The 15,001-nt window shown below is 71.2% G+C and carries 12 protein-coding genes; 9 read left to right on the top strand and 3 right to left on the bottom strand.

What is annotated here, in order from left to right; genetic code table 11:
- Window positions 1-5: 5 nt before the first annotated feature.
- The 7 genes from fabD to H8S61_RS04315 all read left to right on the top strand — a co-directional run bounded on the left by fabD (window position 6) and on the right by H8S61_RS04315 (window position 7,486).
- Window positions 6-962, top strand: coding sequence for an ACP S-malonyltransferase (gene fabD, locus H8S61_RS04345; RefSeq protein ID WP_186938057.1), 957 nt, complete (start codon window positions 6-8; stop codon window positions 960-962).
- 14 nt (window positions 963-976) lie between these two features.
- The gene (gene fabG / locus H8S61_RS04340; protein WP_154334419.1) at window positions 977-1,741 is read left to right on the top strand and encodes a 3-oxoacyl-[acyl-carrier-protein] reductase; all 765 of its coding nucleotides are present in this window, start codon (window positions 977-979) and stop codon (window positions 1,739-1,741) included.
- Complete coding sequence (fabF, locus tag H8S61_RS04335) at window positions 1,738-3,036, top strand: beta-ketoacyl-ACP synthase II (RefSeq protein ID WP_186938056.1); 1,299 nt, start codon at window positions 1,738-1,740, stop codon at window positions 3,034-3,036. The genes fabG and fabF overlap by 4 nt, the downstream gene beginning before the upstream one ends.
- Window positions 3,037-3,250: 214 nt before the next feature.
- On the top strand, window positions 3,251-3,700 hold the full coding sequence (gene fabZ, locus H8S61_RS04330; protein ID WP_186938055.1) for a 3-hydroxyacyl-ACP dehydratase FabZ: 450 nt from the start codon (window positions 3,251-3,253) through the stop codon (window positions 3,698-3,700).
- Between the two features lie 24 nt (window positions 3,701-3,724).
- Window positions 3,725-6,259 carry an acetyl-CoA carboxylase carboxyltransferase subunit alpha gene (locus H8S61_RS04325; protein WP_186938054.1) on the top strand — a complete coding sequence of 845 codons (2,535 nt, stop codon included), beginning with the start codon at window positions 3,725-3,727 and terminating at the stop codon, window positions 6,257-6,259.
- A 151-nt stretch (window positions 6,260-6,410) separates the two neighbouring features.
- Window positions 6,411-6,836, top strand: a complete 426-nt coding sequence (locus H8S61_RS04320) for a hypothetical protein (protein WP_186938053.1) — start codon at window positions 6,411-6,413, stop codon at window positions 6,834-6,836.
- Window positions 6,833-7,486 (top strand): TetR/AcrR family transcriptional regulator, encoded by a 654-nt coding sequence (locus H8S61_RS04315; protein WP_160943349.1) that lies wholly within the window; start codon window positions 6,833-6,835, stop codon window positions 7,484-7,486. Before H8S61_RS04320 ends, H8S61_RS04315 begins: the two co-directional genes overlap by 4 nt.
- On the opposite strand, the gene H8S61_RS04310 is transcribed toward H8S61_RS04315, so the two are convergent.
- The gene (locus tag H8S61_RS04310) at window positions 7,483-8,673 is read right to left on the bottom strand and encodes an aldo/keto reductase (RefSeq protein WP_186938052.1); all 1,191 of its coding nucleotides are present in this window, start codon (window positions 8,671-8,673) and stop codon (window positions 7,483-7,485) included. The two genes, H8S61_RS04315 and H8S61_RS04310, sit on opposite strands and share 4 nt — an antisense overlap.
- Window positions 8,674-8,682: 9 nt before the next feature.
- Window positions 8,683-11,955 (bottom strand): DEAD/DEAH box helicase, encoded by a 3,273-nt coding sequence (locus tag H8S61_RS04305; protein WP_186938051.1) that lies wholly within the window; start codon window positions 11,953-11,955, stop codon window positions 8,683-8,685.
- A gap of 190 nt (window positions 11,956-12,145) precedes the next feature.
- Here H8S61_RS04305 and H8S61_RS04300 point away from each other — a divergent pair, with 190 nt between their 5' ends.
- Entirely contained in the window at window positions 12,146-13,375 is a 1,230-nt protein-coding gene (locus H8S61_RS04300) for an MFS transporter (RefSeq protein ID WP_186938050.1), read from the top strand.
- 70 nt (window positions 13,376-13,445) lie between these two features.
- Window positions 13,446-14,543 (top strand): GNAT family N-acetyltransferase, encoded by a 1,098-nt coding sequence (locus tag H8S61_RS04295; RefSeq protein ID WP_186938049.1) that lies wholly within the window; start codon window positions 13,446-13,448, stop codon window positions 14,541-14,543.
- Here the strand turns inward: H8S61_RS04295 and H8S61_RS04290 are convergent.
- Window positions 14,477-14,974 (bottom strand): NUDIX hydrolase, encoded by a 498-nt coding sequence (locus H8S61_RS04290; protein ID WP_366457799.1) that lies wholly within the window; start codon window positions 14,972-14,974, stop codon window positions 14,477-14,479. The genes H8S61_RS04295 and H8S61_RS04290 overlap by 67 nt on opposite strands.
- Window positions 14,975-15,001 lie beyond the last annotated feature (27 nt).

Below are 15,001 nucleotides of genomic sequence, written 5' to 3'. Positions count from 1 at the left end.
CGCCGATGATCGAGACGATCCCCGCGGGCGCGCCCGTCTTCCTGTTCTCGGGCCAGGGCTCGCAGAAGCCCGGCATGGGAGCCGACCTCATGGACGTGCCCGAGGTGCGCGCGACGTTCGCCTGCGCCTCCGAGGTGCTGGGCTTCGACGTGGCCGACCTCGTGCTCAACGCCGATGCCGCCGAGCTCAACGACACGCGCAACGCCCAGCCGGCGCTGTGCGTGCTGTCGGTGGCCGTCGCCCGCGCGCTCATGGCGCGCGGCGTGCAGCCTGCGGCGGTGCTGGGCTTCTCGCTCGGCCAGGTGAGCGCGCTCGCCGTGTCGGGCATGCTGACCGATGAGGCCGTGTTCGCGCTCGTGAAGGTGCGCTCCCAGCTCATGGCCGAGGCCGCCGCCGCGCATCCCGGCGCGATGAGCGCGCTGCTGAAGGCCGACGAGGACGGCGTGCGGGCGCTCTGCGAGCAGTGCGCCGAAGGCGACGTGCTCGTGCCGGCGAACTTCAACTGCCCGGGGCAGATCGTCATCGCGGGCACGCCGGCGGCCGTCGAGCGCGCCGAGGCGGTGTGGGCCGAGGCGGGGAAGCGCTCGTCGCGCCTGGCCACCTCGGGCGCGTTCCACAGCCCGCTCATGGCCTCGGCTGCCGAGGGGATGGCCGCCTACCTGGAGAGCGTCGAGTTCTCGGAGGCGCGCGTGCCGCTCGTCTGCAACGTCACGGCCCGCCCGCTGTCCGCCGCCGATGCGCGCGAGAACCTCGTGCGCCATCTCACGAGCCCCGTGCGCTTCGACGCGAGCGTGGCCGCGCTCGCGGCCGCCGGCGCCGACACGTTCGTCGAAGTGGGCTTCGGAGGCGTGCTGGCCAACCTCGTGAAGCGCATCGACAAGACCGCGACGCGCGCCTGCGTCCAGGACCGCGCGAGCTTCGACGCGCTCCTCGCCGCGCAGGCCGCGTCCGATTCCGAATAGGAGCCCTTTCTCCCATGACCAACGAAACCGAAAGCCCGCGCCGAAGCGCGGTCGTCACCGGCTCGAACCGCGGCATCGGCCGCGCCGTGGCCGAGGAGCTCGCGCGCGCGGGCTTCGACGTGTGCGTGAACTGCTCGAGCGAGCGCGGCCTCGACGAGGCCCGCGCATTCGCCGCCGCCCTCGAGGCCGACTGCGGCGTGCGCGCCATCGCGGTGGCCGCCAACGTGGCCGACGCCGCGGAAGCCGCCGCGCTCGTCGACGCCGCCCACGAGGCGTTCGGCCGCGTCGACGTGCTCGTGAACAACGCGGGCATCACGCGCGACGGCCTCGTGGCCCGCATGAAGGAAGAGGACTTCGACGCGGTGATCGACGTGAACCTCAAGGGCACGTTCAACTGCTGCAAGGCCGCAGCGCAGCGCATGATGAAGCAGCGCTACGGGCGCATCGTGAACCTGTCGAGCGTCGTGGGCGTGGCCGGCAACGCGGGCCAGGCGAACTACGCCGCCTCGAAGGCCGGCGTCATCGGCCTTACGAAGTCCCTCGCCCGCGAGCTTGCCGCGCGCAACATCACGGCGAACGCGGTGGCCCCGGGCTTCATCGCCACGGACATGACCGACGCGCTGTCGGAGAAGCAGCGCGAGGCCATCGTGGGCCGCATCGCCTCGAAGCGCCTCGGCGATCCCGAGGACGTGGCGAAGCTCGTGCGCTTCCTGGCGAGCGAGGAGGCCGGCTACATCACCGGACAGGTTATCTGCATCGACGGAGGTATGTCGCTATGAGCGAGAACAGCATGAGCACGGGCGCCACGCGCCGTGCGGACGGCACGCATCGCGTGGTCATCACCGGCATGGGCGCGGTGTCTCCGGCCGGCGTGGGCGTGGAGGCGCTGTGGGACGCGGTCATGGGCCGCGCGTGCTGCATCCGCCCCATCGAGCGCTTCGACACGACCGACTTCGACGTGCACATCGCCGCGGAAGTGCGCGATTTCGACGCCGCCGAGCACGGCATCTCGAAGAAGGAGGCGCGCCGGTTCGAGCGCTTCGTGCAGTACGCCATCGTCGCGTCCGACGAGGCGCTGGCGCAGTCGGGCCTCGACCTCGAGGCCGAGGACACCACGCGCATCGCGTGCGTGTTCGGCACGGGCATCGGCGGCATCGACGAGCTGCAGAGCGGCTTCTTCACGCTGGCCGAGAAGGGGCCGAAGCGCGTGAGCCCGCTGTTCATCCCCACGATGATCGGCAACATCGCGGCCGGCAACCTCTCCATCCGCTACGGCTTGCGCGGCGAGTGCCTGAACGTCGTGACCGCCTGCGCAACCGGCGCGCACTCCATCGGCGCGGCCGTGCGCGACATCCGCCACGGCTACATCGACGCGGCGCTGGCCGGCGGCTCGGAGGAGTCCGTGTCGCCCATCTGCCTGGCCGGGTTCTCGAACCTCGGCGCGCTGTCGAAGGCCGACGACCCCTCCCAGGCCTCGCTGCCGTTCGACGCGCGCCGCGCCGGCTTCGTGGCGGGCGAGGGCGCGGGCGCCGTGGTCGTCGAGTCGCTCGAGCACGCGCTCGGCCGCGGCGCGACGGTGCTCGCCGAGATCACGGGCTTCGGCTCCACCGGTGACGCCTACCATATGACGGCTCCCGAGCCCAGCGGCGAGGGCGTGGTGCGCGCCATGCGCCAGGCGCTCGAGGAGGGCGGCTTCTCGCCGGAGGACCTGGGGCATCTGAACGCCCACGGCACCGGCACGCCCGCCAACGACGCCACCGAGTCCAAGGCGCTGCTGGCGCTGTGCGGCGAGGAGGCCGGGCGCGCCGTGCCGGTCACGTCCGTGAAGGGCACGACGGGCCACACGCTGGGCGCCGCGGGCGCCATCGAGGCCATCGTTACGGCGCTGTCCGTGATGAACGACTGCGTGCCGCCCACGGCCGGCTTCTCCGAGGCCGACCCGGAGTGCCCGGTGAGCGTCGTCACGGAGGCGAAGACGGGGTACCCGCAGAAGGTGGCGCTGTCGAACTCGCTGGGCTTCGGCGGGCACAACGCGAGCTTGGCTCTGTCGCCGTTCAAGGTTCCGACGGCCTAACGGCCATCGGAGCGAACCGACGCTGCGGGCGGTCGCAGCACCCGATCTCGCGGCGAGGCCGAGAGCTCGCGTACCGCAGTACGCTTCGCCCTCGCCCTCCCCACGATCTCGGGCACCGCACCCGCCCTCGCTGACGTACTACGCCAACCTGCGCGGCCGTTATGCGCCCTGCGGGCGCATGGCGCGCGAAGCGCGCACCGTTGAAAGGAGAACCATGGACATCGAGTACCCCTGCGGCAAGGACGTCGTCGAAGCGGTGCTGCCGCATCGCGACCCGTTCTGCTGGGTGAGCCGCGTCGTGTCGTGCGAGCCGGGCGTCGAGGTGACCGCCGAGCTCGACGTCGATCCCGAGCTGGCGCTGTTCGCGGGCCATTTCCCCGGCCATCCTGTGCTACCGGGCGTCATCATCATGGAAGCGCTCGCGCAGGCGGCCTCGTTCTGCATCCTCGTGGAGCGCGGCGCCGAGGGGTCCATCGGCTTCCTCACCGGCATCGACGGCGCGAAGTTCCGCCGCCAGGTGGAGCCGGGCGAGACGCTTGTCCTCAAGGGGCGCATCGTGAAGTCCTCGTCGCGCCTGTGTGTGGCCGAGGTGGAGGCGAGCGTCGACGGGACGGTGTGCGCGTCGGCTACGCAGAAGTACGTGCTGGCGAAAGCGGAAGCGTAAGAGCAAGAGGCGAGAGGTCGTTCGATGAAGAGTGCCAAGCAGAACTACATCACCATCGGCTCCGACGGCACCGTGCTGCCGCAGGGCGCGCCGCGCCCCGCGGCGCCGGCGCCGGAGTCGGCCGACGTGGCCTACCGCCTCACGCGCATGGCCGAGGAGGCCGCCGCCGGGCTGTCCGTCGCGCCGAACGCGCACGATGCGGCCGATGCGGCCGACTACACCGCCGTGCCGCGCGGCCTGGCGACCGCCGCCCCGCGCTCGCAGGGCGTGGCCGACGACGCGGGCGGCTTGCCCGTCGCGCTCGTGATGGCGCGTCCGAAGACGGCGAAGCGCCTGCTGCAGGCCGTGTCCGACGCCGGGTTCGCCTCGTGCGCCGTGTACACGCAGGACCACCGCAACGACAGTCACCTCAAGCTGGCCCAGCGCACGGTCAGCCTGGGCGAGAAGTACTCCGACGCGCTGTTCTGCAACGGCCACGCCGTGCTGACGGCCGTCGACGCCTGCGGCGCTTCGGTGGTGCTGCTGTGCGACGAGGCGCTGCCGCTGGCCGAGGTGGACAGCTTCCTCGCGCGCACGGCGGCGCACGGTGTGCGGGTGTTCCGCCCGCTCAGCAACGATGCGCCGCTGCTGGGCTGGGTGCTGTGCACCACCGACAAGCCCGCCATCGACGGCGACTCGTGGCGCGCGTGCCCGCACTGCGGCCTCAAGTTCGACGGCCCCAGCCTGGCGGCCGGCCACTACGTGTGCCCCACCTGCGGCGGGTATCTGCGCATGTCCTCGAGCGAGCGCATCGACGACTTGCTGGATGCCGACAGCTTCGTGGAGTGGAACCGCTCCGTCCCCGAGACCGACCCGCTCGGGTTCCCCGGCTACGTGGGCAAGCTGGAGGCGCAGCGCGCGAAGACGGGCCTCGAAGAGGGCGTGCGCACCGGCGTCGGCCGCATCGCCGGCCTGCGCGTGGCCATCGGCATCATGGAGTCGCAGTTCTTCATGGGCTCGATGGGCTCGGTGGTGGGCGAGAAGGTGGCACGGCTCGTGGAGCGCGCGACCGACGAGCGCCTGCCCGTGGTGGTGTTCACCGCGTCGGGCGGCGCGCGCATGCAGGAGGGCCTCGTGTCGCTCATGCAGATGGCGAAGGTGTCGTGCGCGATCGAGCGCCACGCCGAGGCGAAGCTGCCCTACATCTCGGTGCTCACCGACCCCACGACGGGCGGCGTGACCGCGTCGTTCGCCATGCAGGGCGACGTGATCCTGGCCGAGCCGCGCGCGCTCATCGGCTTCGCGGGCCAGCGCGTCATCAAGGACACCATCAAGCAGGAGCTTCCCGAGGGCTTCCAGACGGCCGAGTTTGCGCTCGAGCACGGCCTGATCGACGCCATCGTGGAGCGCGACGAGCTGCGCAGCACGCTGGCGCACCTGCTGGCGCTGCACCTGGCCACGGCCGTGGCGTCGCGCGACTTGCACGAGCCGGGCGACCGCGACATCCTCGTCAGCTACGAGGCGGTGCGCGAGAACCTGGCCAGCGGCACCGACACGTACAACACGGTGACGTACGGCGATTTGACCGTGGGCGGCCTGCCGTTCGCCGGGGCCGCCGGATCGGCCTCGCGCAAACTGCGCGGGCGCATCGCCGCCGTCACCGAGCGCTTCGACCGTCGCGGATCCTCCATGCGCAAGCGCCTCGAGAAGGTGCTCAGCACGGGCGGCTTCGACGCGGAGGCCGGCGTGTCGCTGGAGGATGCGTCCGCCGCGGCGCGCGAGGCGAGCGCCCCCGCGTCGAACCGCGCGTGGGAGAGCGTGCAGCTGGCGCGCAACGTGCATCGCCCGACGGCGCTCGCCTACATCGACGCGTTCGTGGACGGCTTCATCGAGCTGCACGGCGACCGCATGTTCGGCGACGATGGCGCCATCGTGTGCGGCCTCGGCTGGATCGGCGGGCGCGCGGTGACGGTGATCGCCCAGGAGAAGGGCCGCGACCTGCGCGAGCGCATCGCCCGCAACTTCGGCTGCCCGCAGCCGGAGGGCTACCGCAAGTCCCTGCGCCTCATGCGCCAGGCCGAGAAGTTCGGCCGCCCCGTCGTGTGCCTCGTGGACACGCAGGGCGCGTTCTGCGGCATGGAAGCCGAGGAGCGCGGGCAGGGCAACGCCATCGCCGACAACCTGCTGGCGCTCGCCGGCCTGCGCGTGCCCGTGGTGAGCGTGCTGTTGGGCGAGGGCGGCTCGGGCGGCGCGCTGGCGCTGGCGCTGGCCGACCGCGTGGCCATGCAGGAGCACGCGGTGTACTCGGTGCTGTCGCCGGAGGGCTTCGCGTCCATTCTCTGGAAGGACCGCACGCGCGCTCCCGAGGCCGCCGCCGTCATGAAGATGAGCGCCGCGGAAGCGTGCGAGATGGGCATCGTGGACGCCGTGCTGTCCGAGGGCGCGGCCCCGGCGCACGAGAACCCCGAGCAGGCGGCCGAGGGCGTGCGCGCGTACGTGTGCGCCACCCTCGACGAGCTGTGCGGCGTGCCCGCGCACGAGCTGCTGCGCGCCCGCTACGAGCGCTTCGGCAAGTTCTAGGCCCGAGCCCTCGTCCCGCAGAAGCGCCCCGCCCTCCGGCGGGGCGCTTGTCGTTTGCGCGCCGCCGTCTCCCTCCCTTGCAAGGCTAACGATCATTAGCTATACTGGCTCCCATAAAGCTAACGATCGTTAACCGATAGGAGGGACCCTCATGCTCGATCGGCTTGCGCGCGGGTTCGCGCTGTTCGTGAACTGGTTCGATGGGGCGTGCGCGGTCGTGTGCGGCGGCCTCATGATGGTTCTGGGGCTGACGGGCGCCGACAACGCGTTCATGCCGCTGTCGGTGTACGACGGCTTCCCGCTGCACGACGTGTTCTTCACGAGCCATTTCTGGCCGGGGCTCGCGCTCGTCCTCGTGAACGGCGTGCCCAATCTCGTCGCGCTCGCGTTGCGGTTCCGCGGCAAGCGGGCGGCGTCGTACGCGGTGGGCATGGCGGCGGGCGGGCTGCTCGTCGCCTGGACGCTCGTCGAGACGGCGTTCATGCCCAATCCTGTTACGACCGTCTACCTGGTCATCGGCGCTCTGCAGCTGGCGGCGAGCTGGCGCGCCCGCCGCGCGGAAGGCGCGCGCCCGTGACGGCGCGGCGCAACACGAAGGAGGCGGTGGCGAAAGCGGCTCTGCGGCTGTTCGCCGAGCACGGGTACGACGGCGTGAGCATGCGCGACATCGCGGCGGCGGTGGACGTCAAGCCCGCCTCGCTGTACAAGCACTTCTCCGGCAAGCAGGCGCTGTTCGACGCCGTGGTCGAGCGCATGGACGCCGCCTACGAGCGCTTCGCGGCCTCGCTCGGCACGCCGTCGGGCGAGGCCCCTCAGCTGGCGGGCGCGTACGCCGCCCTGCCGATCGGGGCGATCGCGGACATGGCCGAGGCGCAGTTCCGCTATTGGACGCAGGACGAGGAGGCCGTGCTGTACCGGCGCTTGCTCACGCGGGAGCAGTACCGCGATGCCGCCATGGGCGCGCTCTACCGCGGCCGTTTCGCCGACGGCCCCATCGCGTACCAGGCCGCGCTGTTCGATGGCATGGTGCAGGCCGGGGCGTTCGCACCGGGCGACGGGCGGCTCATGGCGCTGGAGTTCTTCGCGCCGCTCATGACGCTCATGCAGATGCACGACGGCTGCGAGGACGACGCCGCCCGCGCCCGGGTGGCGTCCCTCGTGCGGGCGCACGTGGAGCGGTTCGGCCGCGCGCACGCCCCGGCCGCCTCCGGCGGGGCCCTGCGCTAGCGCCGCAAGACGCGCCCGGCGACTTTGAGCGCGACGGGCAGCAGCGGAGGCTGCACGCGCTTGCGCGCCGTCTCCAGCTCGTCGGGGATGGCGATGTGCTGCGGGCAGTGCTTCGCGCAGGCGCCGCAGCGGACGCAGTCGCTGACGAGGCGGGGGCTGTCGCCGAACGCGCCCACGCCCGTCACGTAGAGCTTCACGCCCTCGAACCAGCTGTGGGCGAACGAGGCGTTGTAGGCGGCGAAGCACGCGGGGATGTTCACGCCTTTCGGGCAGGGCATGCAGTAGTTGCACCCGGTGCACGGCACCCGGTAGCTTTCGGCGAAGATGTCGCGCGCCCGCGCGATGGCCGCGTGCTCGTCCGCGCTCATGGAGCGGGGGAGCGCCCGGTCGGCGAGGGCCGCGTTCTCGATGAGCTGCTCCGAGGAGTTCATGCCCGAGAGCACGACGGTGACCTCGGGGCGGTCCCACACCCAGCGCAGCGCCCAGGCTGCGGGGCTCAACTGCGGACCGGCCGCAGCGAGCGCCTCGGTCGCCGCGCGCGGCAGGTTGGCGGCCAGCCGCCCGCCCAGCAGCGGCTCCATGACGATGACCGGCAGGCCCTTTTCCGCCGCCAGCTCGAGCCCGGCGGTTCCCGCCTGGTAGTGCTCGTTCAGGTAGTTGTACTGGATTTGGCAGAAGTCCCAATCGTAGGCGTCCAGCAGCCGCCCGAAGTCGGCCGCGGGGCCGTGGAACGAGAACCCGATGCGCCGCACGACGCCCGCCTTTTTCTGCGCCGCGACCCACTCCTCGATGCCGAGCGCGACAAGCCGCTCCCATTGCTCGAAGGCGGTCACGTTGTGCACGAGGTAGTAGTCCACGCGGTCGGTGCGCAGCCGTTCGAGCTGGATGCCGAGGTAGCGGTCGAAGTCGTCGCGCGACGAACACGCCAGGTGGGGCAGCTTCGTCGCCAGGTTGATGCGCTCGCGCAGGTCGGGATGCTTCGCGAAGACGGTGCCGAGCGCTTCCTCGTTGCCCCGGTACAGGTAGGCGGTGTCGAAGTAGTTCACGCCGGCGTCGACCGCCTCCAGCACGAGCCGCTCGGCCGCGTCCTGGTCGATGCGGCCCACGGCGTTCGCGGGGAAGCGCATGCAGCCGAAGCCGAGCGCCGACAGCTCGGCGCCGCTTCGGGGATCGATGCGGTAGCGCATGGGAGGCTCCTAACTCTCCAGCAGGTCGAGCAGCTCTTCTTGGCTGAGCGTCGCGAGCGACACGCCGCCTGCGCCGATCACCTGGTCGGCGAGGTCGGTCTTCGCGTCCTGCAGATGCAGGATGCGCTCCTCGATGGTGTCCTTCGCGATGACCTTGTGGACGCTCACCACCTGCGTCTGGCCGATGCGATGCGCGCGATCGGTGGCCTGGTTCTGCGCGGCCGCGTTCCACCAGGGATCGGCGTGCACCACCACCGACGCGCCCGTGAGGTTGAGTCCGGTGCCGCCCGCCTTGAGCGACACGAGGAACACGGGCGTGTCGTCGTCGTTGAACAGGTTCACCAGCTCGAGCCGGCGCTTCTTGGGCGTGGCGCCCGTGATGGTGAAGTAGGGCACGTCGTGCGCGTCCAGCACGTCGGCGATCAGCTGGAGGAAGCTTGTGAACTGCGAGAACACGAGCGTCTTCTCGCCGGCGTCCATGGCCGACTCCACGAGCTCGGCGATGGCGTCCAGCTTCGCGGCGTGGCCGGCGTAGTTCTCGTACAAAAGGCGCGGGTCGCAGCACAGCTGGCGCAGCTTCGTCAGCTCGGCGAGGATCTCCACCTTGCGCTCGCGGAACTGCCGGTTGTTGCGGTTGTTCTTCTGCAGCGTCAGCGCGTCGCGCAGCTGCTGCTCGTGGGCGGCGTACAGGCGCTGCTGCTCGCCTTCCATGGGGACGTACACCACCGATTCCAGCTTGTCGGGCAGGTCCTTCAGCACGTCGGCTTTCAGCCGGCGCAGCATGAAGGGGGCCACGAGCGAGCGCAGCCGGCGCGCGGCGTCCTCGTCGCCGCCGGTGATGTCCAGCTCGAAGTGCTCGCGGAAGCGCATGTAGGAGCCCAGCAGGCCCGGCATGAGGAAATCGAAGATGCTCCACAGCTCGCTCAGGCGGTTCTCCATCGGCGTGCCGGTGAGGGCGAAGCGATGGCGCGCCTGCACGCGCTTCGCGGCGCGCGCCGTCTTGGTGGCGTGGTTCTTGACGTACTGCGCCTCGTCGAGCGCGCAGCAGTAGAACGTGCGCTCGGCGACGTCGTCCGCATCGATGCGCAGCAGGTCGTACGAGGTGATCAGCACGTCGCAGCAGCGCCCGTCGCGCGCGAGCCCGCTTTCGCGCGTGCGCCGGTCGCAGGCCTCGGCGCGGATGCGCATCCGCTCGCGCTTGGTGCCCACCGCGGCGCGCACGTCGAGGTCGGGGGCGAAGCGCTCGAATTCGGCCACCCAGTTGTACACGAGCGACGCGGGGCAGACGATGAGGCTGGGGCCCACGGCCCGCGCCTCGCTTCGGCGCGCCAGCAGGAACGCGATGAGCTGCACCGACTTGCCGAGGCCCATCTCGTCGGCCAGGATGCCGCCGAGATCGCGGTCGGCGAGCGCGCTCATCCAGCGCAGGCCCTCGGCCTGGTAGGGGCGCAGCGTGGCGGCCAGCTGCTCCGGCACCGCGCACGGCGCGCCCTCGATGGCGCGGAAGCTTTCGAGGTAGCGCGTGAAGGAGCGGTTGCGCTGCGCGTCGTCGAACTGCTCGTCCAGGTAGAACGCGTGGTAGGCGGGCAGCTCCACCTGGCCCGCGGCCAGCTGCTTGGGCGTGAAGCCGAAGTCGTCCACGAGGTGGTCCAGCTGCGCCAGGTCGTACTCGGCCAGGTTGAGGTACGCGCCGCTCTTCAGGCGGTGGTAGCGCTTGCGCCGCCGGTAGCTCGCCAGCAGCGCGGCCACCTCGGCCGGGGGCAGGTCGTCGGCCGACACGGTGAGGTTGATGAGGTTGCCGGCCAGCGAGATGCCCACCGACAGGCGCGGCTTCTTGTCGGCGAGCAGGCGGTCGAACGCGGGCGTGGTGAACGCCTCCCCGAGCGCCTGGAACTCCACGAGCCCGCCGAACACGAGGTCGGCCACGGCCGACTCGTCGCCCAGCTTGATGGCCGGAGGCGCCTCGAACGTGTCGAAGTATTGCTTGACCAGGTTCTTCGCCCGCCCTTCCAGCCGCTCGTCGCGCAGGGGCCCTGCCTCGTCGTCGGGCGCGGCGTCGAACAGCGGGTAGCGGCGGGCGCCGTACACGGCGTGCGCGGCGCACGTGACGTCGTGGTCGGTCTTGTCGAAGTAGAATTCCAGCTTGCACGGCACGGGGCGGAACAGCTCGATCTCGGGCGGCGTTTCCACGTGGAGGCGCTGCTCGATGGCGGGCAGCACGGTGGCGCAGAACAGCGGCATGTCGGCGAGGCTGACGAACAGGCGCGCGTCGTCGCTGTCGTAGGCGGTGCGCAGGAAGCCCGCCGTGCGCGCGAAGTCGGCCGAGCAGCGGTAGAACGCGTCGCCCTGCCACAGGTACATGCGATCGCCTTGGGCGACGAACGGCAGCTCGTCGGGCTGGACGATGGCGTAACCGTCCTCGTCGGTGCGCTCCACGCGGACGTCGATGTCGGGGTCGGCGCTGACGACGTGGGCGTGCGTGAGGGAGCGCGTCCCGCAGTCGGTGCCCTCGACGGTGAACGGCCGGCCGTCCAGGAGGTCCAGCAGCTCGATGAGCTCGTAGTCCGACAGGTCGAGGTCGCGCCCGATCTCGTCGCGCCCGCGATAGCGCCAGAACGCGCTGCCGGTCGCCTGCTCGCGCAGGGCGACCGCGCGGTCGAGGAAGCGCTCGATTGGGCGCGCCCGCTCGGCGAGCAGGGCCGGGACGTGGGTGAACGCGAGCTTCTTGCCGTAGGAGAACCGCTCGCCGCGGCGCATGCGCCCCACGAAGTCCGAGATGCTCTTCATGACGTAGCCGCCCTGCGGCCCGACGATCCTGAAATGCGCCGACCACGATCGGTAGCCGTACACGATGGTGGGCTCCAGGTCGATGCCGCCGGCTTCCTCCGCCTCGGCGGCGGCCCTGCTGCGCTCCATGAACTCGAGCAGGCTCGTGGACGTCGTGGGCGCGCGATGGGCGCGGTAGCCCATGAACTTCTCGGGCGCGGACAGGTACGACAGCGCCAGCGCCGCGCAGTGCTTGCACATGCCGTCGTGCTCGCGGTAGGCGGGGCAGGTGCACGCGTAGTCGACGACGGCGCCCTCGGCCTCGTCGAACGTGACGGAGGTGCGGTAGCGGTCGTTCCATCCGCTGCTGCTGGCCACGAACGCCGACAACGTGGTCTCGGGCGGGTTGTAGCGCACCTGCTTCGTGAGGATGTTCCTATCCGAGGCGGCGATGGACTGCGCCCGCGCCAGGGTGCGCGCCGGGCACTGCCGGCTGATGTCGTCTTCGGATAGCATGCGCTGGGGTGTCCTCCTCGGGGTACGTTTCAGAACATTTGTACCATGGTATCAGACTTTTCGCGCCGCGGGTCCCGCATTCGCGGAAGGCGGGTGTTCCCTCCATGATTTCGAGGTGCTATGCTGGGCGCAATCGCTCCTCGCAGGGAGGAATGCGGGCGGAATTCGCGGGTGACGGACGGGTGGTGCCATGCGCGCGCATGCGGTGGAAGCGGTGGAACCTGCGCTCTCTCGGCAGGGGCGGGAGCAGGGGCAGGACCAGGGACGGGACCAGGGGGTGCGCGGGCTGGCCATCGCCACGTTCGCCTTCATCGCCGTGTTCGCGGCCTCGGCCGTGCCCATCCCCCTGTACTCGGAATACAAGGGCGCGATCGGCCTCACCGACGCCGACATCTCCGCCACCATGCTCATGTACCTGTTCGGCGTGATCCTGACGCTGTTCCTCTCGGGGTCGCTGTCCGATGCGGCCGGCCGCCGCCCGCTGGCCGCCGCGTCGCTGCTGCTGGCCATGCTGGGATGCTTCATGTTCCTGCGCGCCGACGACCCGCTCATCGTGCTGGCGGCGCGCGCCGTGCAGGGGGTGTCGTGCGGCTTGGCCATGAGCGCCATCTCGGCCCTCGTCGTGGATTCGGCGGTGGGGCGCTACGAGGGCTTCGGCCTTGCGGTGGCCGGTTGCGGCGCGCTGCTGGGCGTGATGGCGGGCTCGCTTGCCGTGGGCTTCCTGTCGCTTGCCACGACGCGGCACGAGCTGATCTACTGGATCATGATCGCCCTGCTCGCGCTCGGTGTGATTCTTGTTCCCGCCGCTCCCGAGACGGTGCTGCGGCGCACGCCGCTGCGCACCGCGTGCAAGCCGGTGATCGGGGTGGACGCGAAGCTGCGCGGCGTGCTGCCCATCGCCGCGTGCGCCTACGTCGCCTCGTGGGGCGTGGGCACGTTCTTCCAGTCGTTCAGCTCGCCGGTGGCGGTGGAATGCTTCGACTCGAGCGACCCGTTCGTGGCGTCGGCCATCCTCGCGCTGTCGATGGCCCCCAGCGCGCTGGGGGCGCCGCTCGAAGCGCGCATGCCGTCGGGCGTGTCGCTGCGCGTGTCGATGGCGGCGCTCCTCGCGTTCACCTGCGCGATGTGCGCGGCCATGGCGGCCGGGGCGCTGGGGCCGTTCCTCGTGCTGGTGGCGCTGTTCGGCCTGTCCACGGGCATGTGCCTGTCGGGCAGCCTGCGCCTCTTGTTCGCCCGGGCAGACATGCGCAGCACGGCGACGGTGGTGTCCACCATCAACCTGCTGGGCTACACGGGGTCGGCCCTGTTGAGCGGCATGATGGGCGCGCTCGTGGGCGTGACGACGCTCGTGGGCGTGCTCGGGGCGCTGGCCGGGTTCGCGGCCCTCGCCGCCGCGGTGGTGTTCGTGCGCACGCGCTAGCGCGGCGGGTGCGCGGGTTTTGCTATACTGGCGCTCTCAGAGTGATTCCGTGACGAAACGAGGATGAGCCATGCCGATAGCCGTGAGCGCGTGCCTGCTGGGCGAACCGTGCCGCTACGACGGGGAATCGCGTCCCTGCGAGGCCGTGCTGCAGCTGCGCGCGACGCACGAGCTCGTGAGCGTGTGCCCCGAGACGCTCGGAGGACTGCCCGTTCCGCGCACGCCCTGCGAGATCGTCGCCGCCGAGCGCGCGCTGCGCGTGGTGGACGCGGACGGGGGCGACGCCACGGACGCGTTTCTGGCCGGGGCCGCCAAAACGGTGGAGCTGGTGCAGGAGCGGGGCTGCACGCTGGCCGTTCTCAAGGCGAAGAGCCCCTCGTGCGGATGCGGCCTCGTGTACGACGGCACGTTCACGGGCGCGCTCGTGCCCGGGTACGGCGTGGCGGCGCGGGCGCTGCGCGAGGCGGGGGTGCGCACGCTCGACGAGGTGCAGCTCGCGGCTTGCCTTGAGGCTGGCGAGGCGCGGCGCCCGGGCCAGGCGCCGGCCGTGCTGGCGGCGACGTCGGCGGAGTGCCCGGTTCTTGAAACGGAGCGTCTCGTGCTGCGCCCGCTGACGTCCGACGACATCGACGACGTGTTCGCCTACTGCAGCGATCCCGCCGTCGGCCCCGACGCCGGGTGGGCGCCGCACCGCACGCGCGAGGACGCGCGCGTGTTCGTGGAGGTGATCGCGCGCGAGCCGCACGTGTTCGGCGTCTTCGAGAAGGGTTCAGCGGGGGAGTGCGCCGGTGCCGGCGCCGTGGGGCCGTGCATCGGGTCGATCGGGCTCATCCGCGACCCGCAGCGACGCAACGTCGACTGCCTCATGCTGGGCTACGCGCTCGCACGGGGCGCATGGGGTCGCGGCTACATGACCGAGGCGTCGGACGAGGTGCTGCGCTACGGCTTCGAAGAACTGGGGCTCGGCCTGATCACGTGCACGCACTACCCGTTCAACGAGCGCTCCGGCCGCGTGATCGAGAAGTCGGGGTTCGTCCACGAGGGCACCCTCCACGGCGCTGAGGCCGCGCCGGACGGCCTCGCGCAGGACTTCGAGCTGTACTACCTGTCCCGCGAGCGCTGGGCGTCGATGTCGACCGCTGCCAGCTTGTCGACGAGCTTGCGGTAGACGCGCTCGGCCATCCACGGCTCGCTGGACAGCGCGCACGCCTCGTCGAGGCTTACCCAGCGCACGCCGCTGTTCTCGTCCGGCTTGACGCGCAGCGGCTCGTCCGGCGAGGCCACGGCCAGGTACGTCACGTTGAGATGCAGGTGCGAGCTCACGTACCGCCCGCGCTTCTCGTGCCCGTCCACGGTGAGCACCTCGAGCGAGAAGATGTTCCCCGGCCCGCACGGCACGATCCGCGCTTCGGCGACGCCCGTCTCCTCCTCGAGTTCCCTGAGCGCGACGTGCGCCAGGTCGCGCTCGCCGTCGGCGTGCCCGCCGATCCAGCTCCACGAGCCGTAGGTGTTGTGGAACACCATGAGCGTCCTGGTCGCGGTCGGGTCGACCGTCCAGATCGAGCACGTCATATGCGCGAGCGAGTCGCGGTCGAACACGTGCGGATCGGTTTCGAGCCGCTGGAG

Source organism: Eggerthella hominis (assembly GCF_014287365.1).
GTDB classification, from domain to species: Bacteria; Actinomycetota; Coriobacteriia; order Coriobacteriales; family Eggerthellaceae; genus Eggerthella; species Eggerthella guodeyinii.
This window is presented reverse-complemented; position numbering and strand designations above follow the sequence as displayed.